The organism is Bradyrhizobium sp. IC3195, assembly GCF_020193585.1.
GTDB lineage: Bacteria > Pseudomonadota > Alphaproteobacteria > Rhizobiales > Xanthobacteraceae > Bradyrhizobium > Bradyrhizobium yuanmingense.
The window spans coordinates 7,501-32,401 of record NZ_JADYVG010000003.1; the positions used below are offsets into that span (position 1 = coordinate 7,501).

General features: G+C 64.7%; 22 protein-coding genes (1 of these 22 cut by a window edge). 12 read left to right on the forward strand and 10 right to left on the reverse strand.

Annotation, left to right across the window (positions count from 1 at the left end; translation table 11 throughout):
* The 5 genes from dctP to I6F09_RS07385 all read right to left on the reverse strand — a co-directional run.
* On the reverse strand, nt 1-673 hold the 5' portion of the coding sequence (gene dctP / locus I6F09_RS07365) for a TRAP transporter substrate-binding protein DctP (RefSeq protein WP_035996972.1). 416 nt of this gene lie to the left of the window's left edge; 673 of the gene's 1,089 nt are visible here — the first part of the coding sequence; it begins with the start codon at nt 671-673; the stop codon falls past the left edge of the window.
* 180 nt (nt 674-853) lie between these two features.
* A complete protein-coding gene (locus I6F09_RS07370) occupies nt 854-2,167 on the reverse strand; it encodes a Gfo/Idh/MocA family oxidoreductase (protein ID WP_225187770.1) in 1,314 nt (437 codons plus the stop codon).
* 153 nt (nt 2,168-2,320) lie between these two features.
* Nucleotides 2,321-3,121, reverse strand: coding sequence for a phytanoyl-CoA dioxygenase family protein (locus I6F09_RS07375; RefSeq protein ID WP_225137625.1), 801 nt, complete (start codon nt 3,119-3,121; stop codon nt 2,321-2,323).
* A gap of 148 nt (nt 3,122-3,269) precedes the next feature.
* A complete protein-coding gene (locus I6F09_RS07380) occupies nt 3,270-3,947 on the reverse strand; it encodes a GntR family transcriptional regulator (RefSeq protein WP_225187771.1) in 678 nt (225 codons plus the stop codon).
* 140 nt (nt 3,948-4,087) lie between these two features.
* Entirely contained in the window at nt 4,088-4,987 is a 900-nt protein-coding gene (locus I6F09_RS07385) for a sigma-70 family RNA polymerase sigma factor (RefSeq protein WP_225137620.1), read from the reverse strand.
* Nucleotides 4,988-5,087: 100 nt separating this feature from the next.
* On the opposite strand from I6F09_RS07385, the gene I6F09_RS07390 reads away from it, so the two are divergent.
* Nucleotides 5,088-5,543, forward strand: coding sequence for a carboxymuconolactone decarboxylase family protein (locus I6F09_RS07390; protein WP_109145603.1), 456 nt, complete (start codon nt 5,088-5,090; stop codon nt 5,541-5,543).
* Nucleotide 5,544: 1 nt separating this feature from the next.
* Here I6F09_RS07390 and I6F09_RS07395 read toward each other — a convergent pair whose 3' ends face one another.
* Both I6F09_RS07395 and I6F09_RS07400 read right to left on the reverse strand, forming a co-directional pair.
* Nucleotides 5,545-6,357 carry an alpha/beta hydrolase gene (locus tag I6F09_RS07395; RefSeq protein ID WP_225187772.1) on the reverse strand — a complete coding sequence of 271 codons (813 nt, stop codon included), beginning with the start codon at nt 6,355-6,357 and terminating at the stop codon, nt 5,545-5,547.
* Between the two features lie 2 nt (nt 6,358-6,359).
* Nucleotides 6,360-7,178 (reverse strand): alpha/beta hydrolase, encoded by an 819-nt coding sequence (locus I6F09_RS07400; RefSeq protein WP_225187773.1) that lies wholly within the window; start codon nt 7,176-7,178, stop codon nt 6,360-6,362.
* Nucleotides 7,179-7,312: 134 nt separating this feature from the next.
* On the opposite strand from I6F09_RS07400, the gene I6F09_RS07405 reads away from it, so the two are divergent.
* Entirely contained in the window at nt 7,313-7,855 is a 543-nt protein-coding gene (locus I6F09_RS07405; RefSeq protein WP_036020854.1) for a methylated-DNA--[protein]-cysteine S-methyltransferase, read from the forward strand.
* 128 nt (nt 7,856-7,983) lie between these two features.
* On the opposite strand, the gene I6F09_RS07410 is transcribed toward I6F09_RS07405, so the two are convergent.
* Together I6F09_RS07410 and I6F09_RS07415 are read right to left on the reverse strand one after the other, a co-directional pair.
* A complete protein-coding gene (locus tag I6F09_RS07410) occupies nt 7,984-9,528 on the reverse strand; it encodes an acyl-CoA synthetase (protein WP_225187774.1) in 1,545 nt (514 codons plus the stop codon).
* 118 nt (nt 9,529-9,646) lie between these two features.
* Nucleotides 9,647-10,819, reverse strand: a complete 1,173-nt coding sequence (locus tag I6F09_RS07415) for an acetyl-CoA C-acetyltransferase (RefSeq protein ID WP_225187775.1) — start codon at nt 10,817-10,819, stop codon at nt 9,647-9,649.
* Between the two features lie 232 nt (nt 10,820-11,051).
* Here I6F09_RS07415 and I6F09_RS07420 point away from each other — a divergent pair, with 232 nt between their 5' ends.
* From I6F09_RS07420 to I6F09_RS07450, 7 genes are all read left to right on the forward strand, one after another.
* Entirely contained in the window at nt 11,052-11,630 is a 579-nt protein-coding gene (locus tag I6F09_RS07420; protein WP_244608878.1) for a TetR family transcriptional regulator, read from the forward strand.
* A gap of 55 nt (nt 11,631-11,685) precedes the next feature.
* A complete protein-coding gene (locus I6F09_RS07425) occupies nt 11,686-12,444 on the forward strand; it encodes an SDR family NAD(P)-dependent oxidoreductase (protein ID WP_024337318.1) in 759 nt (252 codons plus the stop codon).
* A 244-nt stretch (nt 12,445-12,688) separates the two neighbouring features.
* Nucleotides 12,689-13,495 carry an enoyl-CoA hydratase-related protein gene (locus I6F09_RS07430; RefSeq protein ID WP_225187776.1) on the forward strand — a complete coding sequence of 269 codons (807 nt, stop codon included), beginning with the start codon at nt 12,689-12,691 and terminating at the stop codon, nt 13,493-13,495.
* A 43-nt stretch (nt 13,496-13,538) separates the two neighbouring features.
* Nucleotides 13,539-15,410, forward strand: a complete 1,872-nt coding sequence (locus I6F09_RS07435) for an AMP-binding protein (RefSeq protein ID WP_225187777.1) — start codon at nt 13,539-13,541, stop codon at nt 15,408-15,410.
* A 158-nt stretch (nt 15,411-15,568) separates the two neighbouring features.
* Nucleotides 15,569-16,696, forward strand: coding sequence for an acyl-CoA dehydrogenase family protein (locus I6F09_RS07440; protein WP_225129034.1), 1,128 nt, complete (start codon nt 15,569-15,571; stop codon nt 16,694-16,696).
* 119 nt (nt 16,697-16,815) lie between these two features.
* On the forward strand, nt 16,816-18,060 hold the full coding sequence (locus I6F09_RS07445) for an acyl-CoA dehydrogenase (RefSeq protein WP_225187778.1): 1,245 nt from the start codon (nt 16,816-16,818) through the stop codon (nt 18,058-18,060).
* Between the two features lie 9 nt (nt 18,061-18,069).
* A complete protein-coding gene (locus I6F09_RS07450; protein ID WP_225187779.1) occupies nt 18,070-19,314 on the forward strand; it encodes an acyl-CoA dehydrogenase in 1,245 nt (414 codons plus the stop codon).
* 69 nt (nt 19,315-19,383) lie between these two features.
* Here I6F09_RS07450 and I6F09_RS07455 read toward each other — a convergent pair whose 3' ends face one another.
* On the reverse strand, nt 19,384-20,979 hold the full coding sequence (locus I6F09_RS07455) for an ABC transporter substrate-binding protein (protein WP_225187780.1): 1,596 nt from the start codon (nt 20,977-20,979) through the stop codon (nt 19,384-19,386).
* 198 nt (nt 20,980-21,177) lie between these two features.
* Here I6F09_RS07455 and I6F09_RS07460 point away from each other — a divergent pair, with 198 nt between their 5' ends.
* The 3 genes from I6F09_RS07460 to I6F09_RS07470 all read left to right on the forward strand — a co-directional run bounded on the left by I6F09_RS07460 (nt 21,178) and on the right by I6F09_RS07470 (nt 24,898).
* A complete protein-coding gene (locus I6F09_RS07460) occupies nt 21,178-22,839 on the forward strand; it encodes an ABC transporter substrate-binding protein (protein ID WP_225187781.1) in 1,662 nt (553 codons plus the stop codon).
* A gap of 196 nt (nt 22,840-23,035) precedes the next feature.
* On the forward strand, nt 23,036-23,989 hold the full coding sequence (locus I6F09_RS07465; protein ID WP_057028344.1) for an ABC transporter permease: 954 nt from the start codon (nt 23,036-23,038) through the stop codon (nt 23,987-23,989).
* Between the two features lie 3 nt (nt 23,990-23,992).
* On the forward strand, nt 23,993-24,898 hold the full coding sequence (locus I6F09_RS07470; RefSeq protein ID WP_035997066.1) for an ABC transporter permease: 906 nt from the start codon (nt 23,993-23,995) through the stop codon (nt 24,896-24,898).
* Nucleotides 24,899-24,901: the final 3 nt, after the last annotated feature.

Here is a 24,901-nt window from a genome sequence, read left to right on the forward strand (position 1 = left end):
AGCCGAGCTTCTCGTCGTCATACGGACCGACCCACTCGGCAGCGTCGATCGTCCCTTTCTCCAGCGCGGGATAGATGTCGCCGGCCGCGATCTGTTGCGGCACGCCCCCGACCTTTGCGACAATGGTGCCGGCGAAGCCGCCAACCCGGAATTTCAGGCCCTTGAGATCATCGACGGTCTTGATCTCCTTGCGGAACCAGCCGCCCATCTGAGCCCCGGTCGAGCCGGTCGGCACGCCGATCGCGTTGTGCTCTTTCAAGAGATCATTGAGCATGTCCTGACCGCCGCCCCATATCAGCCAGGAAATGTGCTGACGCGTATTGAGGCCGAACGGCAGCGAGGTGCCGAAGGTGAATGCCGGATTCTTGCCCCAATAATAGTAGAGCGCGGTGTTGCCCATTTCGACGGTGCCGTTGGACACGGCATCGAGCACTTGCAGGCCCCCGACGATTTCGCCGGCCGCGAAGGGTTGGATCTGGAATCTGTTGTCGGTGATCTCCGCGACCCGCTTGCAGAAATACTCGCAGCCGCCGTAGAGCGTATCCAGTGATTTCGGCCAGCTCGCCGCCAGCCGCCATTTCACCTCGGGCATTGATTGTGCGACAGCCGGCGCTGCAATTGCGCTTGCGGCAAGGCCCAGTCCGCCTGCCTTCAGAAATTTACGACGTTCCATGCGTTTCCCTCCTGCGGTGTCGTGTCCTCGACGAGGGATCGCGGTCTTGACGCCGCTTCATCTTTCGCCGGTGGCCGACGTTTCTTGGTGTCCGAAATTCAATGTTCCCGGATCGCAGGCAGCATGACCAAAGGGGAACAGCAAATCAAGCTCGCTTTGGTTGTGCGCCTGCCAAGCCGATCAATGCTGCGGCGCGAATGCGGCTTCCATGGCCTTGCGCGCCTTCACCGTTTCGTTGCCCGGGTCGAATTCGACATCGCTCCAGCGTACCAACGTGCCATGGGCGACGTCGTGCTTAAGCTTGAGGCGATGTGCGAGCCCGATCGGCAGGGCCCCAGCCCTGAGGCTCGCGGCCGCCGGTATCAGCTTGCCCCATACCGTGTAGCCGCCTTCGCCGTCGAGCATCTCCCCGGCACGCAAGTTACGTTTGGCCACGGCGGCGACGTCGCCGCGAAAGCCGTAAGGCTGCCCGGTGGGCTCGCCCCGCAGCGCGGCCGACAGCACCGAGATGTTCAGCTCGAGCCCGATCAGATGGTAGGGCTTGTACATCGCGGCATAGCGTCCGCTCCCATCGGTCTTGAGGCCGTATTGCCTGAAGCAATCGGCGGCATAGTCGTTGGGCGCCTCCAGTACCACATAGACGCCCCAGCGCAGGTCGCGAAACACCGGCCGGCCGTCGCGCTCGAGCGAGGAGACGACTTCGACGACACCGGATCGCTCCAGCACACCGCCGCGCGAGCGCGGCCGCATGATGTGCGGCAGATCATCGACGCCGCACGGCGGAAACGCCAGGCCGTCCGCGGGCACGTCGAGGCCGCAGGCATTGGCGATCGCGGCCATCTCGATCGCCGATTTGGTGCCGTCGAGGAACGAGTTGAACATCTGCGGATTCATGCCGGCCGACTGCGCTTCGCTCGCGGTCAGGCCGTAATGCTGCCAGACACCGTCGGGCGTCACGTCGTGATAGGCCGGCAGGTACTTCGTGCCCTTGCCGGCGGCAATGACGTGAAATCCGGTGGCGCGGGCCCAATCGACCATCTCCGCCGTCAGCGCCGGCTGGTCGCCATAGGCGAGCGAATAGACCACGCCGGCTTTGCGCGCTTCGTCGGCGAGCAGCGGGCCCGCCAGCACGTCGGCTTCGACATTGACCATCACGATATGCTTGCCCGCCACGATCGCGGCGCGCGCGTGGGCAATGCCGACGGCGGGATTGCCGGTCGCCTCTACCACCACGTCCATGGCGTCGCCGGCAATGGCGCGCGCGCCGTCATCGGTGAACACGGTCGCGGCGATGCGTTCGGCATCCCAGCCGACGGTCCGGCAGGCCTCGCGGGCCCGGTCGCGGTCGATGTCGACGATGATGGGCACCTCCAGCCCCGGCGTGTGCGGCACCTGTGCGAGGAACATCGAGCCGAACTTGCCGGCGCCGATCAGCGCGACACGGACGGGCTTGCCGGCGGATGCGCGGGCTTGCAGGAGGCGGAAGAGGTTCATGGGGGGTCCGAGATCGCTATGGCTGTCAGGTGACACTGTCAAACTTCGTCATTCCGGGGCGCGCGAAGCGCGAGCCCGGAATCCATTTCTCCACAAGCACTGCGGCCCGATGGATTCCGGGCTCGACGCTCCGCGTCGCCCCGGAATGACAGGTTACTCCGCCGCCTGCCGTGGTGCCCGCGCCAACCGCAGCAGCGCATCGTCGTCCACCGTCTTGATCGGCGTGAAATCGCGATGGGCGATGTAATCCGGTCGTGTCGGTGTGCGGATATGGTTCGAGACCGCATTCAGCGTTAGGTACACGATCTTGCGCGGATAGGGCGTGATGTTGCCGCTGGAGCCGTGCACGAGATTGCCGTGGAACATCAGCATGCCGCCGGGCTTGCCGGTGGGCGCGACGATGCCGCCCTGCTTGACGAGGCGCGTCACCGTATCCTCGTCCAGCGTCCATAGCGGATAAGAGGTGGTGGCAAGATCGTGCGAAGCCTCGAGATCGCCGGCGTTCTGGCTGCGCGGCACCAGCATCAGGGGGCCGTTGATCGGCATCACCTCGTCGAGGAAGATCGCGATGTTCATCGCCCGCGGCTCCGGCATGCCGTCATCGCGCTTCCAGGTGCCGTAATCCTGGTGCCATTGCCAGACGTCGCCGGTGAAGGCCGACTTGGCGTTGATCTTGAACTGGTGCATGTAGACGGGCTCGCCGAACAATTGCTCGACCGGCTCGATCATGCGCGGATGCGCGCCGAGGATCGCGAACGCCTCGTTGTAGAGATGCGCGGCAAAGGCCGTGCGCGGCGCTCCGCTCTTCTCGCGCCAGACCTCCGGCCGGTTGGCCTCATAGATGGCGACCGCCTCGCGCGCGAGCAGGTCGACCTCCTCTTGGGCGAACAGCTCGGGCAGGAACAGCCAGCCCTCGCGGTGGAAGAACTCCAATTGCTCCTGAGACAGTTTCATGGGTCGTCCTCCTTGGTTTTGTTTGTTTTTGTCATTCCGGGGCGCGACGAAGTCGCGAGCCCGGAATCCATTTTCCCCGCAGTCTCTGCCGCCCGATGGATTCCGGGCTCGATGCTTACGCATCGCCCCGGAATGACGGTGGCAATCGCTACGCCGCCGCCTCTTCCGTCGCCCGCAATCTCTCCTCGGTCATCCGTCCCGCCGTCTGCGCGTGCGCGAGCGCGGCGCGTTCGGCCGCTTTCGCGTTGCCGCTGAAAATGTGCGCGGCAATATCGGCATGCTCCGCCCAGGCGCTGGCGCGATAATCGAGCTCGGAGAGCACCGTCGCCATCGAGCGACGCATGTGCGGCCATTGCGGCGCCGTGGTCTCCTCGATCACGGGATTGCCGGCGAGCTGATAGATCGCGCGGTGAAAATCGACATCGAGGGTGATGAGCTCGGATAGCGTGGTGTCGCGGTCGCTGCGGCGCCCGGCGGCGAGCGCTGCCTCCAGTCGCGCGCGTCCCGCTGCGTCGCTGGCCGCGCGCTGAGCGGCCAGCCCGGCCGCCAGCGCATCGATGGCGCCGCGCACCTCGTAGAGCTGACGGATGCGCGCGGGATCGAGCTGTGTCACTTCAAAGCCGCGGCGGCCGCTCTCGGCGACCAGGCCCTGCCGATGCAACAGATGCAGCGCATGCGACACCGGCTGGCGCGACACGCCGAGCCGATCGGCGAGCTCGTTCTGCCGGATGCGCTGGCCGGGCCGAAGCGTGCGGTCGGAGATCGCCTCCAGGATCCGCGCATAGACCTGGTCGATCAAGTTCGGGAGCGGGTCGAGAGGGATCACGCCGGCAGCTCCAAGCCATCTCAGAATACGGAATTCCGTATTCGAACTTACGCTCGGCGAGGTGGAGCGTCAAGCCGTATCTCGGGCGATCCCAAGGGCTTCACGTCACCCGGGTAAGCTGTTGAATTTCCTGAGTCCGTCTACTGTGCATGGGGTTGTTTTCGCGACAACGGGTCCGGATCTGACCCATCCAGCACCTCCACCTCCATCGTGGCGATGTCGTCCGCATCGGCCACCGCCTCGATCGCCCCGATCCGCTCGCCCACGAACGTCACGCGCAGGGCAATGCGCAGCTGTCCGCCGAGGATGACGGCAGCACCCAACTCACCATCGACCAGCGCCGTGCGCGCCGTCCGGGCGCGGCCCTTGTAGAGCTGCGCGACAGCCTCGGCGCCGCGCACCTCCGCCAGCGAGCCGAGCCGCACCGCCGCCCGATCGGCGCGGAATACCACGTCGGGATCCAGCACCGCGAGTAGCCCTTCGAAATTGCCCTCGCGCGACGCTTTAAGAAATGCATCGACGATCCTTCGCTGCTGCGTCCGATCCGTCTCTGGCACCGGCGCGCCCTGCACGCGCCGCCGGGCGCGGCTCGCCAGCTGCCGCGAGGCATCGACCGAACGGCCGACGATCGGCGCGATCTCCTCGAACGGAACGGCGAACATGTCGTGCAGCACGAAGGCGAGCCGCTCCGCGGGCTGCAGCGTTTCCAGCACGACCAGCAGTGCCGCGCCGACGGAATCGGCCATCTCCGCCTCTCGCTCGCGGGTGTCGTCGACCGGCTCGGGTACGTGCGGACCCATCGGATCCTCGCGACGCGACTTCCGGGCGCGCAGCATGTCGAGGCAGATGCGCGCCACGACCGTGGTCAGCCAGCCGCGCAAATTCGCGATGTCGGACAGGTCGTAGCGGCTGACCCGCAGCCAAGCCTCCTGCACGGCATCGTCGACCTCGGCGCGCGAGCCCAGCATGCGGTAGGCGACCGCACGCAAATGGTCCCTGCTCGCCTCGAACTGTTCAGTCAGAAAATTTTCTCCAGTCATCGGTCACATTCCCTCGTCGCGATCCGTCATGCCCATGACGAAGCCAATCCGGCCGATGTGACCGGAACCTTCGAAATTCGACAGATGGAGACGCAACATGATGCACGCCCGCATGAAACACCCTGTCATGGTCCTGCCGGAGGCCATGAATGTCCTTCAGTCCCTCGGCAACCTGACAAAGCAGGGTCTGCCGGAAAGGCTCCTCGAACTGGTGCACCTGCGCGCCAGCCAGATCAATGGTTGCAGCGTGTGCGTCGATATGCACCCGAAGGTCGCCCGCAGACTGGGTGAGACCGACGAGCGCTTGTTCGCCGTATCCGCCTGGCGCGAGGCACCCTACTTCACCGACGCCGAGCGCGCCGCGCTGGCCCTGACCGAAGCCGTCACGCGCCTCGCCGATCGCGAGGATCCGGTGCCCGATGCGATCTGGAACGAAGCCGCCAAGCACTTCGACGAGCGCGAGCTCGCCACGCTGATCGTTGCGATCGCGACGATCAACGTCTGGAACCGCCTGAACGCGACGATCAAGATGCCGGTCGGCGTGTGGAAGGTGTGAGCTACTCCGTCAGGAATCTGCTCACCACCTCGCCGAACTCGAGCGGCGCCTGCTCGAACATCCAGTGGCCGGCGTTCGCGATCACTGCCGTCTCGGCGCCCGCGATGTGCGCGGCCAGCACGCGCCACATCACCGACAGGCTGCCGGTGGTGGCGCCGCCGCCGATCAGCAGCGTCGGCGTCCTGATCGCCTGCGCATCGCTGAGGGTGTAGGGCCGGCGCTGCTCGTTGATCTGGCCAAGGAAGGTGAGCGCGTTGTCGCGGAGTTGTTGCTTGGCCGCAGCCGGCACGCGCCGCCAGGAACCGTCGCCCTCGATGCCTTCGTAGAAATTCCGCACCGCGCCCTCGAGGTCGCCGCCGCGGATCATCTCGACCGATCGCGCCGTGCGGGCCGCCAGCGACGGATGCGCGGGCGTGCCTTCGGGCACAGGCAGGGATGGGTCGAGATCGCCGCCGGGCTCGGCCAGCACCAGCTTGTGCAACAGATCAGGCCGCGCCTGCGCCACGCGAAAGGCGATGTGTCCGCCGCGCGAATGGCCCATCAGGTCGACGGGGCCGGGCCTGACCTGCGCGATGAAGGCAATCGTGTCGGCGACATGCTGCGCCATCTTGTAGTCCTCGCCGACGGCGTCCCAATGCTCGGGAAAGAAGTGCCGCAGGCTGACCGCGATCACGCGATGGGATTTCGACAGCGGACCGAGCACGGAATACCAGGTGCGGAAGTCGCCGAGTGTGCCGTGCACGCAGACCAGCGGCGGACCCTCACCGACTTCGAGATAGGCCATGTCGTAACCGTTGACGCGGAAGCTTTGCATGGTCAGCTCGCCAGAAAATCCAAAACCACTTCGGAGAATTTCTGCGGCGCCTGCTCGAACATCGGATGCGTCGCGTTCGGGATGATCGCCGTCTTGGAATAAGGCACATGCGCGGCCAGCGCATGCAGCACTTTCGGCAAGAGGCCCTTGGTCCGCGCGCCCAGGATGAACAGCGTCGGCATCTTGATCGCCTCCGCATCCGCCTTCGAGAACGGCGGGCGGCTGTCGCGGACCTGGCCGATCAGGGTATAGGCATTGTCGCGCAGGTTCTGCTTCACCATCGCGGGCAATCGCGGCCAGGTGCCTGGGCCTTCCAGCGTGTCAACGAAGACGGCGAGCCCGCCGTCGACATCGCCGGCCGCGATCTTCTCGGCCGAGGCCGTGAAGCGCGCCAGCAGCGGCGAGGGGCCGCCGACGTAGTCCGGATCAAGGCTCGCATCGAGCTCGCCCCCGGGCTCGGCCAGGATCAGCCGTCGCAAGAGATCGGGCCGCTGCTGCGCCACGCGGAAGCAGATATGCCCGCCGCGGGAATGGCCCATCAAATCGACCGGTCCCACATCGAGCTTGTCGATGAAGGCGATGACGTCCTCGACATGCTGGGCGATCGAATAGGTGTCACCGACGCCGTCCCAGCGCTCCGGGAAGAAGTGCCGCAGGCTGACGGCGATCACCCGGTGCCGCTGCGTCAGCGGCCCCAGCACGCAGCCCCAGACGCGGAAGTCATTCAGCGATCCATGCACGCAGACCAGAGGCGGACGGCCCCTGTCTTCGCCCACGTCGAGATAGGGCATGTCGTAACCGTTGACGTGGAGGCTCTGCATGATGGACTCGGGAGAGGATTGGAACGCCTGTGCAAGATTCCCGGAAACCGGGTGGATCGCAACTATTTCCAAGCCTAGATTTGGCACGACATCAAAGTGGGGGCCTGCAACGGAAGCGAGCCAGGAACCTAGACATGACCGACCAGCATTTTGCCCTGTTCGACACAAGGATCGGCCTGTGCGCCATCGCCTGGGGCCCGCGGGGCATCAACGGCACGCAATTGCCGATGGGCGGCGAGCAGAAGATCCGCACCCGCATCAGCCAGCGTCATGCCGACGCCGTTGAGACCGAGCCGACCGCCGAGGTGCAACAGGCGATCGACCGCATGACGAAACTGCTCGCCGGCGAGCCGGATGATCTCACCGACATCCCGCTCGATCTCGACGGCGTGCCCGAATTCAACCGCGGCGTCTACGACATCGCCCGCGCGATTCCGCCCGGCAAGACCGTCACCTATGGCGACATCGCCAAGCAGCTCGGTGGCGTCCAGCTGTCGCGCGACGTCGGTCAGGCGCTCGGCCGCAACCCGTGCCCGATCGTCGTGCCCTGCCATCGCGTGCTCGCCGCGGGCAACAAGCCCGGCGGCTTCTCGGCGAATGGCGGCGTGGTCACGAAGCTGAAGATGCTGGAGATCGAAGGCGCGCTGGTGAACCACACGCCGAGCTTGTTCGATTGAAGATACCAAAGCTTGCTCGGCGTCATGGCCGGGCTTGACCCGGGCATCCACGTGTTCCTTTGCGGTACAAAGAACGTGGATGCCCGGGACAAGCCCGGGCATGACGGTGTTGAGAGCGGCCGCTCGCCCTAAATCTTCGTCGCCGTCTTCGGCCAATACCGATCACGCAAATGCCGTTTCACCAGCTTGCCGGTCGGCGTGCGCGGCAGCTCGGCTTCGAAATCGACCGAGCGCGGGCACTTGATGGCGGAGAGGCGGCTCTTGCAATAGGCGATCAAATCGGCCTCCAGCGCCTTGCCGGCGCGGCTCATGTCGTGCGGCTGCACCACCGCCTTGACCTCTTCGCCCATCTCCTCGTTCGGCACGCCGAACACCGCGACGTCGGCGACCTCAGGGTGGGTGATCAGCACGTCCTCAGTCTCCTGCGGATAGATGTTCACGCCGCCGGAGATGATCATGTAGGACTTGCGGTCGGTGAGATAGAGGAAGCCGTCCTTGTCGAGATAGCCGACATCGCCGAGCGTCGACCATCCCTTGGCGTTGTAGGCCTTCTTCGTCTTCTCGGGGTCGTTGTGATAGGTGAAGGCGGGCGCGTCGGCGAAATAGACCGTGCCGATCTCACCGACCGGCTGCTCCTCGTCGTTCTCGTCGAGAATCTTGATCTTGCCGACCACGGCGCGGCCGACGCTGCCGCGATGCTCCAGCCATTGCTGCGAGTTGCAGACGGTGACGCCATTGCCTTCAGACCCGGCGTAATACTCGATCAGGATCGGCCCCCACCATTCGATCATCTTGGCCTTGACGTCGATGGGGCAGGGCGCGGCGGCGTGGATCGCGCCCTTCAGGGTGGAGACGTCGTACCTCGTGCGCACCTCGTCCGGCAGCTTCAGCATGCGCACGAACATGGTCGGCACCAGCTGCGATTGTGTCACCTTGTACTTCTCGACCAGCTTCAGGAACTCTTCGGCGTCGAAATGCTCCATGATGATGGAGGTGCCGCCGAGCACGATCGCCATCATGTTGAAGCGCAGGGGTGCCGCATGATAGAGCGGCGCCGGCGACAGATAGGTGCTCTCCGCATTCATGCCGCACATGTCGGCGCAGAGCACGCGGAGGAAGGCGTTCGGCACGTCGATCCTGTTGCCTTCGAAAGCCTTCTTGATTCCCTTAGGGCGCCCGGTGGTGCCCGACGAATACAGCATGTCGTAGCCGGCGACCTCGTCGGCGATCGGCGTCGTCGGCTGCGCGGCGGCTTCCTTGTCGTAGGAGCGGAAGCCGGGCAGCGGCTCGTCCATCATGTAGAAGATCGGCTCGCCGGGCGCGCCCTTGATCAGGCCCTTGATCTGGTCGGCGCATTTCGGCGTCGTGATCACGACCTTGGCGCCGCAATCGGCGATGATGTAATCGATCTCGTCCTGCTTCAGGTAGCGGCTGATCGCGGTGTAATAGAGCCCGCTGCGCTGTGCCGCCCAGCACAGCTCCATGAAGGCGAGGCGGTTCTCCATCAACAGCGCAATGTGGTCGCCGGCCTTGAGGCCAAGCGAGCGGAACAGATGCGCGCCCTGGTTCGAGAGCTCGTCGAGCTCGCGATAGGTGATCGCCTTACCGGTCCCGGCCATCTGGTAGGCGATCTTGTCGGGCGTCGTCTTGGCGTGGATACAGGGGTGGGTCATGGCGTTTCCTCAAAACGTGAAATGGCGAGTAGCGAGTGGCGAATAGGGAAGAAGGGCAAACCGCTCTTCGCCTACTCACCATTCGCTACTCGCCACTCGCTACTCGCTTTTGTTCTTCTTACAGCCGCTCCACGATCGTCACATTCGCCATGCCGCCGCCTTCGCACATGGTCTGCAGGCCATAGCGCTTGCCGCGCTGGTGCAGCGCGTGGACCAGCGTCGTCATCAGCTTGGTGCCGGAGCCGCCGAGCGGATGGCCGAGCGCGATGGCGCCGCCGTTGACGTTGAGACGCTCCGGGTCGGCGCCGGTGGTCTTCAGCCAGGCGGTCGGAACCGAGGCGAAGGCCTCGTTGACCTCGAACAGGTCGATGTCGCTGATCTTCATGCCGGCCTTCTCCAGCGCGCGCTTGGTGGCGTGCAGGGGAGCATCGAGCATGATTACGGGATCGCCGCCCGTCATGGTCATGTGATGGATGCGGGCGAGCGGCTTGACGCCGAGCTGCTTCAGGCCCTTCTCGTTCACCACCATGACGCCGGAGGCGCCGTCGCAGATCTGGCTGGCGCTGGCCGCGGTCAGCTTGCCGTTCTCGGCGATCAGCTTGACGCCCTTGATGCCGTCGAGCGTGACGTCGAAGCGGATGCCTTCGTCGATGTGGTGGGTGTCCTTGCTGCCGTCGGCACGGGTGATCTCGAGCGGCACGATCTCCTTCTTGAAGTGACCTCCTTGCGTCGCCGCGATCGCGCGCTGATGGCTCTGGTAAGAATATTCGTCGAGCTCATCCTTGGAGAGGCCGTACTTCTCGGCCATCATCTCGGCGCCGGTGAACTGGCTGAACACGATATTCGGATACTTCTTCTCGATGCCCGGGCTCTTGTAATTGCCAAAGCCATTCTTGGCCGGAAGCTGCGACGACAGGCCCATCGGCACCCGCGTCATCGACTCCACCCCGGCCGCGATCACGACGTCCATCGCACCCGACATCACCGCCTGCGCGGCGAAGTGCAGCGCCTGCTGCGAGGAGCCGCACTGACGATCAATCGAGGTGCCTGGCACACTCTCCGGAAGCTTCGAGGCCATGATCGCGTTGCGCGCGACATTGTTGGACTGTTCGCCGACCTGCATCACGCAGCCCATGATCACGTCCTCGACCTGGGCCGGGTCGACCTTGGTGCGGTCGACCAGCTCGTCCAGCACCTTCGCGGCGAGATCGGCCGGATGCCAGCCGGCGAGACGGCCCCCCTTGCGCCCGCCGGCGGTGCGCGCAGCGGCGACGATGTAAGCCTCGGCCATGTCGGTCTCTCCCTGAATTCTTTATTGGGTGGGTTGTCGGGCGGATTTAAGGGTCGGATCATCGTTTAGTCAATCGATCAATTAACTCTTGTGATGAGGCGCTGCTTGCGCTTATCTGCGCCCCGCTTCCAGCGGCCAAACAGGGATCTCCGTGGCGACCAGCGTACCGAACAGGCTCCCCAGCGGGAAAAATTCCACGGCAGAGAAATTGCTGGTGGCCGCGAGCGAGCTGATGATCGAACGCTCCTCGATCGAGATCTCGCTGTCCGATATTGCGCAGAAGTCGGGCGCCAACGCGGCCCTGGTCAAATATCACTTCGGAAACAAGGACGGCCTGCTGCTGGCGCTGCTGGCGCGGGATGCCGCGACCGAGATGACCAATCTCGAATATCTGCTGGCACAGCCGATCACGTCGACAGCGAAGCTGAAGCTGCACATCGCCGGCATCATCCGTGCCTATCACCGGTTCCCCTACATGAACCGGCTGATCCACTATCTCTTGCACGAAACCAGCGCGAGCTCTGCCGACGAAGTCTCGAAATTCTTCGTTGCCCCGCTGCTGGACTTCCATCGCCGCCTGCTGGCGGAAGGCGTCAGCCGCGGCGAATTCCGCCCGACTGATCCGGTACTGTTCTACACCAGCCTGATCGGTGCCTGCGATCACCTGTTCTTCGGCCGGCACGCGATGTCCCGCGCCACCGGCGTCGGCCCGGTCACTGACGATGTCTGCCGGCAATACATCAAGCACATGGAAACGCTGATCTGCGGCGGCATCCTCACGCAAGCCGGGGAAGCCGCTGCGGCCGGATAGTCCGGCCGACACGTGACAAGTCTAGAGAAGAAACGCTCAAGGAAAGGTACAAGCGATGCAATTAAAAGACGTAGCCGTTCTCATCACCGGCGGTGGCTCGGGCCTTGGTGCCGCGACCGCCCGCGCCATGGCGGCCAAGGGCGCCAAGATCGGCGTGATCGATCAGAGCAAGGAAAACGCCGAGAAGGTCGCCGCTGAGGTGAAGGGCGTCGCGCTGCATGCCGACGTCACCAGCGAGGAGCAGATCAAGGCTGCGATTGCGAAGGCGGAAGCCGCACACGGCGTCGCCCGCGTGCTGATGAACTGCGCCGGCATCGGCGGCTCGCAGCGCATCGTCGGCCGCGACGGTGTCTATCCGCTCGAAAAGTTCGCACGCATCATCAACGTCAATCTGATCGGCACCTTCAACTGCCTGCGGCTGTTCGCCGAGCGCCTCGTTACTGCGGAGCCGATCGGCGAAGAGCGCGGCGTCATCATCAACACGGCCTCGGTTGCCGCCTACGAAGGCCAGATCGGCCAGATCGCTTATTCGGCCTCGAAGGGTGGCGTCGTCGGCCTGACGCTGCCGGCCGCGCGCGATCTCGCCAGCCAGAAGATCCGCGTCAACACCATTGCGCCCGGCCTGTTCTTCACGCCGCTGCTGATGGGCCTGAACGAAGAGGCCCGCAAGAGCCTGGGCGCCCAGGTGCCGCATCCCTCGCGTCTCGGCGATGCCAACGAATACGGCATGCTCGCGGTGCACATCGTCGAAAACCCGATGCTGAACGGCGAGACCATCCGCCTCGACGGTGCGATCCGCATGGCGCCGCGATAGGCGGTTCGTTCTTCCTTCTCCCCTTGTGGGAGAAGGTGGCATAGGCGGCCTTAGGCCGCCGTTCTTAAGAACGCCGAAGCGAAGCTTCGGCTACGGCGCCGGATGAGGGGTTGTCTCCACAATCTCATCTGTGGAGGCAGACCCCTCACACAAGCGATTGTGCGGCTAGCGATTTACATGCCCTCTCCCGCAAGGGGAGGGCGCAGCAATCGGCGCCGCGACTCGCGGCAAGTGCGAGGCCCCCATGTCCCAACCGCTGCTGATCGAGCATGACGATGGCGTCGACCGGGTGACGCTCAATCGGCCCGAGCACCTCAACGCGCTCGATCCCGCGCTGATCGATGCGCTCAACGATTATTTCCAGGGCCTGCAGCGCAATCGCGACACCCGCGTCGTCGTGCTCAAGGGCGCCGGCAAGAATTTCTGCGCCGGCCTCGATCTCAAAGCTGCGATGGCGCGCCGGGCCGGGCAGCAGGAGCCACCCGGTGTCACGGAGTCGCTGGATTCGCAGCGGCGCATCGCCGACATCGTGATGCTGATGCGGCGCTGTCCGCAGCCGATCCTGGCGCTGGTGCAGGGCGCGGCTGCCGGCGGCGGCTTCGCGCTGGCGCTGGCCTCCGACATCCGCATCGCGACGAGATCGGCGCGGATGAATTGCGCTTTCATCAAGCTCGGGCTCGGCGGCTGCGATATCGGCACCAGCTATTTTCTGCCGCGCCTCGTCGGCGTCTCCGTCGCATCCGAGCTGATCCTCACCGGGCGCTTCATCGGAGCGGAGCGCGCGCTCGCGGTCGGCCTCGTCTCGGAGGTCGTGGACGAGGACAAGCTCGATGACGCGGCCGCGCCTTATGTCGAGGCGATGATGACGGCCTCGCCCGTGGGCCTGCGGCTATCCAAGGAATGCCTCAACATGAGCGTCGATGCCGGCTCGCTGGAAGCTGTGATCGCGATGGAGGATCGCAACCAGGTCCTGTGCAGCCGCTCGGAAGAGTTTTCGGAAGGCATCAGGGCCTTCCTTGAGAAGCGAAAGCCTGTCTATATCAGGCGCTGAACGATGAAGATCCGCAAAGGACAGTAATTCCGGGAGACGCAAAATGAGTGGAAGCGCGGCGGCAGTGATGACGAAGCCCGCCTTTCGCAAGGTCCAGTGGCTCGCGCGCGACATCGACGTCGAGCGTCGCGGCGACGGCACGGTGGTGCTGAAGTCGCGCATTCCGCTGCAGCCTCATGAGAAGCACATCCCGGCCTCGCTGGCGAAATGGGCCAAGGAAGCACCCGAGCGCATCTGGCTGGCGCAGCGCGGCGGCCCGAACCGCGAATGGCGCAAGGTGTCCTATGGCGAAGCCAAGCGTATCGTGGACGCGCTGACGCAAGGCCTGCTCAATCTCGAGCTCAAGGGCCGGCCCGTCATGATCCTCTCCGGCAATTCGATCGAGCATGCGCTGATGACGCAGGCCGCGATGCAGGCGCGCGTTCCGGCAGCGCCGGTATCGCCGGCCTACTCGTTGATGAGCCACGACCACGTCAAGCTCAAGTACCTGTTCGACCTGATCAAGCCGGCCGTACTGATGGTGCAGGACGGACCGACCTTCGAGAAGGCGCTGAAGGCGCTCGACCTCAGCGGCGTCACCGTGGTTCACGTCGCGCGGCCCTGCCAGGGCATCAAGAGCGTCAGCTTCGCCGAGTTCGCGGCAACGCCTGTCACAGCCGACGTCGACGCGTCGATCGCGAAGATCACGCCGCAGACCATCGGCAAGCTGCTGTTCACATCAGGCTCGACCGGCATGCCCAAAGCCGTCATCAACACGCAGGAGATGATGTGCGCCAATGCAGCGATGATGATGCAAGTGCGGCCGCGCGATCCGAACGGGCCGATCTCGACCATGCTGGACTGGATGCCCTGGAACCACACCATGGGCGGCAATGCCGCGTTCCACCCGATCCTGGTCGACGGCGGCACGCTCTATATCGACGACGGAAGGCCGATGCCGGGCCAGTTCGAGGAGACGCTGCGCAATCTGCGCGAGATCTCGCCGACCTATTATGCCAACGTGCCGGCCGGCTATGCCGCGCTGGCAGCGGCCATGGAGAAGGACGACGCGCTCTGCCGTTCCTTCTTCAAGAATCTCTCGATCATGGCCTATGGCGGCGCGCGTCTGCCCGACGATCTCTACAACCGCATGCAGGCGCTGGCGGTGAAGACGACAGGCGAGCGCATCGTGTTCTACACCGGCTGGGGTTCGACCGAGACCGCGCCGACCTCGACCGGCACCTATTGGGACACCGAGCGCGTCGGCCTGATCGGCCTGCCGTTCCCCGGCGTCGAGTTGAAGATGGTGCCGTGCGGCTCGAAATACGAATTGCGCCTGCGCGGCGTCAATGTCACGCCCGGCTATTTCGGCCAGCCTGAGCTGACGAAGAAGATGTTCGACGAGGAAGGTTTTTATTGCATCGGCGATGCCGGCGTCTTCGTCGACGATTCCGATCCGGTGCAAGGCATCATCTTTGCCGGCCGCGTGGTGGAGGACTTCAAGCTCACCACGGGCACATTCGTACATGTCGGCTCGCTGCGGACCGATGCGATCGCGGCCGCCACGCCCGTGGTGCACGACGCGCTGGTCGCGGGGCAGGACCGTCCCTTCATCGGCCTCCTGGCCTGGCCGAACCTGCACGCCTGCCGCCAGCTGGTCGGCAATCCCGATCTCAGCTTTGCGGATGCTGTGAAGCATCCCGAGGTGATCGCTTGCTTCAGGCGCGGCCTGGAAGCCCACAACCGTGAATGCGAAGGGGCCAGCAGCCGTATCATCGCGCGCGCGATGCTGATGGTCGAGCCGCCCTCGATCGACGGCAACGAGCTCACCGACAAGGGCTACATCAACCAGCGCGCCGGCCTGGAACGCCGCGCGGCGCTGGTGGAGCGGCTCTATGCGGACAAGCCGGATCAGGATGTGATCGTGCTGAAATGAAGACGACACTCGCTCCATTCGTCATTCCGGGGCGCGCGCAGCGCGAGCCCGGAATCCATCGGGCCGCATATGCGTGGCGAAATGGATTCCGGGTTCGCCGCTGCGCGGCGCCCCGGAATGACGGCAATAAATGACAACGAATAAGAGGTAAGCCCGCCATGAACTTCGATTTCTCCGACGACCAAAAACAGCTCCGCGACCAGGCGCGCAAGTTCCTCGCCGAGAAATGCTCGCCCAAGGCGGTGCGTGTCGTGCTCGACGGCAAGGCGCCTTACGACAAGGAGCTGTGGAAAGGCCTCGCCGAGATGGGCTTCCTCGGCGTCGCGATTCCCGAGGAGTTCGGCGGCGCCGGCGCCGGTCATCTCGAGCTGTGCGTAATCGCGGAAGAAATGGGCCGGGCCAACGCGCCGGTGCCGTTTTCCTCGACCGTGTACCTCGCCGCCGAAGCGCTGCTGATCGCCGGCAGTGACGCGCAGAAGAAGAAATGGCTGCCGGCGATTGCTTCCGGCGAGGCCATCGGCACGCTGGCGCTGTTCGAGGGCAAGGGCAACCCGTCGCCGAAGAACGTCAAGCTGACGGCTGCGAACGGCGTGCTCAACGGCGTCAAGAAGCCGGTCGCCGACGGTGCGATTGCCGATTTTGCGGTGGTCGCCGCGCGCACGGGATCGAGTGGGCGCGACGATGACATCTCGCTGTTCCTGGTCGATCTCAAGGCCGGCGGCGTCGATGTGAAGAGCCTCACCAACCTCGATCCGACCCGCGGACAGGCCGAGATCACCTTCAAGGACGCCAAAGCCGAGCCGCTCGGAGCTGCGGGCGACGGCTGGAGCATCCTCACCCAGGTGCTCGACCGCGCCGCGGTGCTGTGCGCGTTCGAGCAGGTCGGCGGCGCCGATCGCGCGCTGGAGATGGGCCGCGACTACGCGCTGGACCGCATCGCCTTCGGCCGGCAGATCGGCTCATTCCAGGCGGTCAAGCACATGCTCGCCGACATGTACGTCTCGGCGACGCTGGCGCGCTCCAACAGCTATTACGGCGCCTGGGCGCTCTCGACCAATGCGGCCGAACTGCCGGAAGCCGCCGCCGCCGCGCGCATCAGCGCGACGCAAGCGTTCCAGCACTGCGCCAAGAACAACATCCAGGTCCATGGCGGCATGGGCTTCACCTGGGAATTCGACTGCCACATGTACTATCGCCGCGCCAACGCGATGGCGCTCGGGCTCGGCAGCCTCACTTATTGGGAAGATCAGCTGATCGATCGGATGCGGAAGAAGAACGCAGCGTAACGACAGGTGCGTAGGGTGGGTTAGCCGAAGGCGTAACCCACCACCGACCGGCAGTGCTCGACAAAATTGGTGGATTACGCCTCCGGCTAATCCACCCTACGGACAAACAGAGAAGCAAGATGAACTTCGACGACACCCCGCAGGAAGCCGAATTCCGCGCCACCGCCCGCGCCTGGATCAACGCCAACGCACCCAAGCAATACGAGGAGGAGCTGCGCAAATCCTCGCTCGGCCGCACCGTGCTCAAGAACGCCAACATTCTCGAAGTGGCGAAGGCGTGGCAGAAGAAAAAGGCCGACGCCGGCTGGGCCTGCCTGCACTGGCCGAAGGAATATGGCGGGCGTGGCGCCTCGCCGATCGAGCGCGTGATCTGGCAGCAGGAGGAGGGGCCGTTCGGCCAGCTGTCCCGCATGTTCATCATCGGTCACGGCATGTGCGGGCCGACCATGATGGCGTTCGCGCGCGAGGAGCATAAGCGTACCTATCTGCCGCCGCTCGCCTCCGGCGAGAAGGTCTGGTGCCAGCTGTTCTCCGAGCCCGCCGGCGGCTCGGACGTCGCGGGCCTGCGCACGCGCGCCGAGAAGGACGGCGACGACTGGATCATCAACGGCCAGAAGATCTGGACCTCGGGTGCACATTATTCAGACTACGGCATCCTGCTCACGCGCACTGATCCGACCGTGCCCAAGCACAAGGGCCTCACCATGTTCTTCCTGGACATGAAGAGCCCCGGCGTCGAGGTGCGGCCGATCAAGCAGGCGAGCGGTGCCTCGGATTTCAACGAGGTCTATTTCACCAATGTCCGCATCCCCGACCATCAGCGCCTCGGCGAGGTCGGTGACGGCTGGAACGTGTCGCTGACCACGCTGATGAACGAGCGCAGTGCGATCGGCGCGGCCGTATCGACCGGCTTCCCCGAATTGTTCGAGTACTGCTCCAGCTTGATGCTCGACGACGGCCCGGCGATCGAGGATCGCGCGGTGCGATCCAAGCTGGCGAACTGGGCGGTGAAGGCAAGCGGACTGAAATACACCAGCATGCGCGCGATCTCGGCGCTGTCGAGGGGCGAACGCCCGGGACCGGAGAACTCCATCGGCAAGCTGGTGGCCGGCTCCATGATCCAGGACGTCGCGACCTATGCGCTCGATCTGCAGGGCGCGTCCGGAATCGTCAGCGGCGAGGATGGCGAGCTGGCCGGCCGTTTCCAGGCCATGCTGCTGCGTGCGCCGGGTACACGCGTCGAGGGCGGCACCGACGAGATCATGCGCAACATCATCGCCGAACGGGTGCTGGGCCTGCCCGGCGACATCCGCGTCGACAAGGACGTGCCGTTCAACAAGATCCCGACGAAGGGAAGAGGGTAGAGGTCCGCCATGAATTTCGACGACACCCCGCAGGAAGCCGCATTCCGCGAGACCGCGCGCAAATGGATCGAGGCCAATGCGCCGAAGGAATTGCAGGCCGAGCTGTCAAAGTCCTCGCTCGGCCGCATCCGCCTTGCCAATCGCGACATCGTCGATGTCGGCAAGGCCTGGCAGAAGAAGAAGTTCGAGGGCAATTGGGCCTGCCTGCACTGGCCGAAGGAGTATGGCGGCCGCGGCGCGACGCCGATCGAGAAGGTGATCTGGCAGCAGGAGGAGGGCGTCTACGGCAAGCTGACGCAGCCGTTCCAGATCGGCGAGGGCATGTGCGGCCCGACCGTAATGGCGTTCGGCAGCGAGGAGGCCAAGCGGCGGTACTTGCCGAAGCTCGCATCGGGCGAGGAGATCTGGTGCCAGCTGTTCTCCGAGCCGTCTGCCGGCTCCGACGTCGCAGGGCTTCGTACCCGCGCCGAAAAGAAGGGTGACAATTGGGTCGTCAACGGCCAGAAGATCTGGACCTCGGGCGCGCATTATTCCGACTATGGTCTCTTGATCGCGCGCACCGATCCGAACGTGCCCAAGCACAAGGGCCTCACCATGTTCTTCCTGGACATGAAGAGTCCCGGCGTCGAGGTGCGGCCGATCAAGCAGGCCAACGGCATGCAGGAGTTCAACGAGGTCTATTTCACCGATGTGGTGATCTCCGACAGCCAGCGGCTGGGCGCCGTCGGCGACGGCTGGAACGTCTCGCTGACCACGCTGATGAACGAGCGCATGTCGATCGGCGCGCGGCTCGCGACCGGCGTGCCCGAGATGTTCGAGTTCTGCTCGAACCTGATGCTGGAGGATGGCCTCGCCATTGACGATCCCGCCGTGCGCTCCAAGCTGGCGACCTGGGCAGCAAAATCCAACGGACTGAAGTACACCAGCTACCGCACCATCTCGGCGCTGTCGAAAGGCGAGCGGCCGGGCCCGGAGAATTCGATCGGAAAGCTGGTCTCGGGCATGATGCTGCAGGACATCGCGACTTACGCCATGGACCTGCAGGGCGCGGCCGGTGTTCTCACCGGAAATGACGAGGAAACGGCCCAGGGCCAATTCCAGCAGATGCTGCTGTCCTCGCCCTCGATGCGCATCGCCGGCGGCACCGACGAGATCCTGCGCAACATCATCGCCGAGCGCGTGCTCGGCCTGCCGGGCGACATCCGCGTCGACAAGGACGTGCCGTACAACAAGATCCCGACCAAGGGGCGGTGATCGCGCGCGCTGAGCATGCACCAAGGGTGGGCAAAGGCGCAAAGCGCCGTGCCCACCCTTGCGTGTTGCTCACTCCACCCCGATCGTCGTCAGGTCCTGGAACCAGTGCTGCGCCTGCACGAACTGCTTGATCTTCGGTGACAGCGCGTGCGGGTTGGTGTCGTGGACGACCCACACCAGCGTGGCATCGTCCACGATCTGCGCATGCGCCTGCGCCAGCAATTGGTCCTGCTTGGTACTATCGAAAGTCTGCTTGGCCTCGTCGATCAGCGCGTCGACCTTCGGGTTCTTGTAGCCGCCCCAATTGACGCCAACCGGCGCGATCTGGCCCGAATGGAAGAAGCGGACGATGGCGTAGAGCGGATCCGAGGTGACATAGGCGATGTTGTTGGAGGTGATGCCGGCGTTCATCTCGTCGGCGGCGCCCTTGCGCCAATGCGTATAGAGCGTCTCCAGCTCGACCACCTTGAAGTCGATCTCGATGCCGATCTCCTTGAAGCTCTGCTGCAGGAATTCGTTCATCGGCAACGACAGCATCTGGCCGGTGCCGCCTTGCGCGATGATGAAGGTGGTCTTCAGCGGCTTTGCTTTGGAATAGCCCGCTTCCTCCACCAGCTTCTTGGCGGCGGCGAGATCATATTTCAGCTCGAAGCTGGGCTTGCCGAACCACGGGCTCGACGGGTCGACCTGGCCCTTGGCGGGCTTGGCGAGGCCGTTCATCAGCCCGACGACTTCGTCGCGGTTGATCGCAAGATTCAGCGCCTTGCGCAGGCGGATGTCGGTCCAGGGCGAGCCCGGCAGCACGCTGAGGTGATAATTCCACACATGCGGCGTGACGTTGTCGACCAGCTTCATGCCCGCCGCCTTCAGCTGCGGCACGGCATCCGGGGCCGGCGTCTCGATCAGGTCGACCTGGCCGGCGAGAAGCGCATTGGTGCGCGTCAGCGCTTCCGGCATCGGCACCAGCACGATCTTGTCGGCCTTGGGAATGCGCTTCTTGTTCCAGTAGTCCGGATTTTTGCTGAGCTCGGCGAGCTCGCGCGGCACCAGCTTCGTCAGCTTGAACGGGCCGGTTCCGGAGGGCTGGCTGGCGAACTTGTCCCAATCCTTCCCGAGCTTCTCATATTGCGCCGGGCTCGAGACCAGGAACCACAGCATCTGATAGGGGAAGAAGGAATCCACCGTCTTGGTGGTGATCTCCACGGTGAAGTCGTCGATCTTGGCGTAGCTGGCGACGGAGGGAAGGCGGGTCTTGACCTGCGCGCTCTGCCGCTTGTCGAATTGCGGCGCCTTGTCGTTGAGCACCTTGTCGAGATTCCAGATCACCGCATCGGCGTTGAAATCGCTGCCGTCGTGAAACTTCACGCCCTTGCGCAGGGCGAAGCGCCACTTCGTCTTGTCGGCGTCGTCCACCTTCCATTCGGTGGCGAGGCCCGGCACCAGCTTGCCGGGGCGGTCGGCGACCTCCATTTCCCAGGCCACCAGCGGATCGTAGATCGTATAGGCCGTGAACTGATAGGCGCCGGCGCCACGATCTGGCTGGCCAGTGGTGAGTGGAATATCCGCCATCGAGATGCCGTAACGCACCACCGTTTCGGCGTGCGCCGTGATTACGGACACCGCCAATGCAAGCACGGCGAGACAGGTCGATAGACGAATACGCATGGCCCAAAGCTCCAGGGGGATCTGGGACCAAACCTGCAATCTTGATGCCAGAATAGGCAGGGGGCCGATTTCGCCCGTGCGTCATCACAAGGACTTGTCGTCGCAGGGGCAATTCGCAGAAAAAGTTTTCCCTTGGCATAGCCATTGCATACGATTGCATCAAAATTAATCATCGGAAGCCGGAAAGGGACTGAGGCGATGTTTATCAAGAACAACAACACACGGGCGGCGCTGATCGCGCTGTTGGCGCTTGGCAGCGCAGCTGCATGGCCGCGGGTGGCGGCTGCCGAAACTGTGCTGCGCATCGGCATGACTGCTGCCGATATTCCGCGCACGCTCGGCCAGCCCGATCAAGGTTTCGAGGGCAACCGCTTCACCGGCCTCACCATGTACGATGCGCTGACCAGCTGGGACCTGTCCTCTGCCGACAAGGCGAGCGTGGTGATCCCCGGCCTTGCCACCGAGTGGAAGGTCGACGATGCCGACAAGACCAAATGGGTCTTCAAGCTGCGCCCAGGCGTCACCTTCCATGACGGCTCGCCGTTCAATGCCGATGCGGTGGTGTGGAATGTCGAGAAGGTGCTGAAGCAGGATGCGCCGCAATTCGACGCCAGCCAGGTCGGCGTCACGGCCTCGCGCATGCCCACGCTGGCCTCCGCGAAGAAGATCGACGACATGACCGTCGAGCTCACCACCAAGGAGCCCGACAGCTTCCTGCCGATCAACCTCACCAACCTGTTCATGGCAAGCCCTGCGAAGTGGCAGTCCTTCTACGACAAGGCCGAAGGCGCCGACGCCAAGGCGAAGTCGCAGGCCGCATGGACCGCCTTCGCCAGGAGCGCCTCGGGCACCGGCCCGTGGAAGATGGCGAGCTTCACCCCGCGCGAGCGGCTCGAGCTGGTCAAGAATGCGAGCTACTGGAACAAGGATCGCGTGCCCAAGATCGACAAGATGGTGCTGCTGCCGATGCCGGAGGCGAACGCACGCACAGCGGCGCTGCTGTCCGGGCAGGTCGATTGGGTCGAGGCGCCGGCACCGGACGCGCTGCCCGAGCTGAAGCAGCGCGGCTTCAAGCTCTACTCCAACGAGCAGCCGCACGTCTGGCCGTGGCAGTTCTCCCGCGTCGAGGGCTCGCCCTGGAACGACATCCGGGTGCGCAAGGCCGCGAACCTCTGCGTCGACCGCGAAGGCCTCAGGGACGGTCTGCTCGCGGGGCTGATGGTGCCGGCGTCCGGCACCTTCGAGCCCGGCCATCCCTGGCGCGGCAATCCCACCTTCCAGATCAAGTACGACAAGGCGGCTGCGCAAAAGTTGATGCAGGAGGCCGGCTACGGTCCCAACAAGAAACTGACCGTGAAGACGCAGACGTCCGCGTCCGGCTCGGGCCAGATGCAGCCCTTGCCGATGAACGAGTATCTCCAGCAGGCGCTGGCCGAATGCTATTTCGACGTCCAGCTCGACGTCATCGAATGGAATACGCTGTTCACCAACTGGCGCCGCGGCGCCAAGGATCCCAGCGCCAACGGCTCGCACGCGACCAACGTCACCTACGCGGCGATGGACCCGTTCTTCGCGCTGGTGCGCTTCCTGCAGTCGGGCATGGCGCCGCCGGTCTCGAACAATTGGGGCTTCATCAACAACCCCAAATTCGACGAGCTGGTGAAGAAGGCGCGCCAGACCTTCGATCCCGCCGCGCGCGACGCCGCACTCGCCGAATTGCACGCAGCCTCCGTCGATGACGCCGCCTTCCTCTACGTCGCCCACGACGTCGGCCCGCGCGCCATGAGCCCGAAGGTGACAGGCGTCGTGCAACCGAAGAGCTGGTTCATCGACTTCTCGCCGGTGTCGATCGCGCAGTAATTCGCGCCACACGCACAGTGCACCCTCTCCCCTTGCGGGAGAGGGTGGCTTCGCGGATAGCGAAGCCGGGTGAGGGGTCTCTCTCCGCGAGTGATCCTTCCTCCAATTTGATAATGCTGTAACCGCGGACCGAACCCCTCATCCGGCGCTTGCGCGCCACCTTCTCCCGCAAGGGGAGAAGGAAGAAAGAAGACCAGTGCTCGCCTATACCGCCAGACGCATTGTCTACGTCGTCCCGATCGTCATCAGCGTGGCGCTGGTGTGCTTCCTGCTCGTGCACATCACGCCGGGCGATCCGCTGGTCGCCGTGCTGCCGGCCGATGCGTCGCAGGAGCTCGCCGCGCAGCTGCGCGCCGCCTATGGCTTCGACCGGCCGCTGCCGGTGCAGTTCGGCCTGTGGCTGCTGCGTGCCCTTCATGGCGATCTCGGCAATTCCATCGCGACGGGGCGTCCGGTGCTGGCCGAGGTCATGCGCGCGGTCGGCAACACCGTCACGCTCGCGATTGCCGCCGCCATCATCGGCTTCACCATGGGCGTCCTGCTTGGCCTGATCGCCGGCTATTTCCGCGAGACCTGGATCGACAAGGTCGCGACCTCCTTTGCCATCGCCGGCGTCTCGGTGCCGCATTACTGGCTCGGCATGCTGCTCGTCATCATTTTCTCGGTCCAGCTGAACTGGCTGCCGGCGGTCGGCGCCGGCCCCAGCGGCTCCAACTCCTGGGCCTGGGATTGGGCGCACCTCAAATATCTCGTGCTGCCCGCGATCACGACGTCGGTGATCCCGATGGGCATCGTCACCCGCACGGTCCGCGCGCTCACTGGCGACATTCTCTCGCAGGACTTCGTCGAGGCTTTGCGTGCAAAGGGCCTGCGCGAAACCGGCGTGTTCCGCCACGTCATCAAGAATGCCGCGCCCACCGCGCTCGCGGTGATGGGGCTTCAGCTCGGCTACATGCTCGGCGGCTCGATCCTGATCGAGACCGTGTTCTCCTGGCCTGGCTCGGGCTTCCTGCTCAACTCGGCGATCTTCCAGCGTGACCTGCCGCTGCTGCAGGGCACGATCCTGATCCTGGCGCTGTTCTTCGTCTTCCTCAATCTCCTGGTCGACATCGCCCAAGCCGCGATCGACCCGCGCATCAAGCGGGGCTAGCCGATGAGCGAGCTTCCGTTGTCCGCCACCGCCAGCGATGCCGCGCTGCAGGCCGCGCCCGCCACCAAGGCGCGCGGTTATTGGGCGACCGTCGGCCGCCGCATCATGCGCGACAAGGTCAGCATGGCCTGCGCTCTGGTGCTGCTGCTGATCTTCCTGTCCGCGATCCTCGCGCCGTGGCTCGGTCTCGAAGACCCCTACAAGGGTTCGATGATCCGCCGCCTCCGCCACATCGGCACCACAGGCTATCCGCTCGGCACCGACGAGCTCGGCCGCGACATGCTGGCCCGGCTGATCTATGGCGGGCGCCTGTCGCTGGTCATCGGCATCCTGCCCGTGATCCTGGCCTTCTGCATCGGTACCTCGCTCGGCATCATTGCCGGCTATGTCGGCGGCAAGCTCAACACCGCGATCATGCGCACGGTGGACGTGTTCTACGCCTTCCCGTCGGTGCTGCTGGCGATCGCGATCTCCGGCGCGCTCGGCGCCGGCATCCTCAACTCCATCGTGGCGCTGACCATCGTGTTCGTGCCGCAGATCACCCGCGTCGCCGAGAGCGTCACCACCGGCGTGCGCAACATGGACTTCGTCGAGGCCGCCCGTGCCTCCGGCGCGGGCGCTTTCACCATCATGCGCGTCCACATCCTCGGCAACGTGCTCGGCGCGATCTTCGTCTATGCCACCAGTCTGATCTCGGTCTCGATGATCCTGGCGGCCGGTCTGTCCTTCCTCGGCCTCGGCACCAAGCCGCCGGAGCCGGAATGGGGCCTGATGCTGAACACGCTGCGCACCGCGATCTACGTCAATCCCTGGGTCGCAGCCTTGCCGGGCGCGATGATCTTCGCGGTCTCGATCTGCTTCAATCTGCTCTCGGACGGCCTGCGTAGCGCCATGGACATCAGGAACTAGGCC

What these genes read in the sequence shown, in the direction of transcription:
- I6F09_RS07435 (WP_225187777.1), top strand. Translation starts at nt 13,539, where the DNA reads ATGAGTGGAAGCGCGGCGGCAGTGATGACGAAGCCCGCCTTTCGCAAG.
- I6F09_RS07455 (WP_225187780.1), bottom strand. Translation starts at nt 20,979, where the DNA reads ATGCGTATTCGTCTATCGACCTGTCTCGCCGTGCTTGCATTGGCGGTG.
- I6F09_RS07410 (WP_225187774.1), bottom strand. Translation starts at nt 9,528, where the DNA reads ATGACCCACCCCTGTATCCACGCCAAGACGACGCCCGACAAGATCGCC.
- I6F09_RS07390 (WP_109145603.1), top strand. Translation starts at nt 5,088, where the DNA reads ATGCACGCCCGCATGAAACACCCTGTCATGGTCCTGCCGGAGGCCATG.
- I6F09_RS07415 (WP_225187775.1), bottom strand. Translation starts at nt 10,819, where the DNA reads ATGGCCGAGGCTTACATCGTCGCCGCTGCGCGCACCGCCGGCGGGCGC.
- I6F09_RS07460 (WP_225187781.1), top strand. Translation starts at nt 21,178, where the DNA reads ATGTTTATCAAGAACAACAACACACGGGCGGCGCTGATCGCGCTGTTG.
- I6F09_RS07470 (WP_035997066.1), top strand. Translation starts at nt 23,993, where the DNA reads ATGAGCGAGCTTCCGTTGTCCGCCACCGCCAGCGATGCCGCGCTGCAG.
- I6F09_RS07445 (WP_225187778.1), top strand. Translation starts at nt 16,816, where the DNA reads ATGAACTTCGACGACACCCCGCAGGAAGCCGAATTCCGCGCCACCGCC.
- I6F09_RS07420 (WP_244608878.1), top strand. Translation starts at nt 11,052, where the DNA reads ATGATCGAACGCTCCTCGATCGAGATCTCGCTGTCCGATATTGCGCAG.
- I6F09_RS07385 (WP_225137620.1), bottom strand. Translation starts at nt 4,987, where the DNA reads ATGACTGGAGAAAATTTTCTGACTGAACAGTTCGAGGCGAGCAGGGAC.
- I6F09_RS07405 (WP_036020854.1), top strand. Translation starts at nt 7,313, where the DNA reads ATGACCGACCAGCATTTTGCCCTGTTCGACACAAGGATCGGCCTGTGC.
- I6F09_RS07375 (WP_225137625.1), bottom strand. Translation starts at nt 3,121, where the DNA reads ATGAAACTGTCTCAGGAGCAATTGGAGTTCTTCCACCGCGAGGGCTGG.
- I6F09_RS07430 (WP_225187776.1), top strand. Translation starts at nt 12,689, where the DNA reads ATGTCCCAACCGCTGCTGATCGAGCATGACGATGGCGTCGACCGGGTG.
- I6F09_RS07400 (WP_225187773.1), bottom strand. Translation starts at nt 7,178, where the DNA reads ATGCAGAGCCTCCACGTCAACGGTTACGACATGCCCTATCTCGACGTG.
- I6F09_RS07395 (WP_225187772.1), bottom strand. Translation starts at nt 6,357, where the DNA reads ATGCAAAGCTTCCGCGTCAACGGTTACGACATGGCCTATCTCGAAGTC.
- I6F09_RS07450 (WP_225187779.1), top strand. Translation starts at nt 18,070, where the DNA reads ATGAATTTCGACGACACCCCGCAGGAAGCCGCATTCCGCGAGACCGCG.
- I6F09_RS07370 (WP_225187770.1), bottom strand. Translation starts at nt 2,167, where the DNA reads ATGAACCTCTTCCGCCTCCTGCAAGCCCGCGCATCCGCCGGCAAGCCC.
- I6F09_RS07425 (WP_024337318.1), top strand. Translation starts at nt 11,686, where the DNA reads ATGCAATTAAAAGACGTAGCCGTTCTCATCACCGGCGGTGGCTCGGGC.
- I6F09_RS07440 (WP_225129034.1), top strand. Translation starts at nt 15,569, where the DNA reads ATGAACTTCGATTTCTCCGACGACCAAAAACAGCTCCGCGACCAGGCG.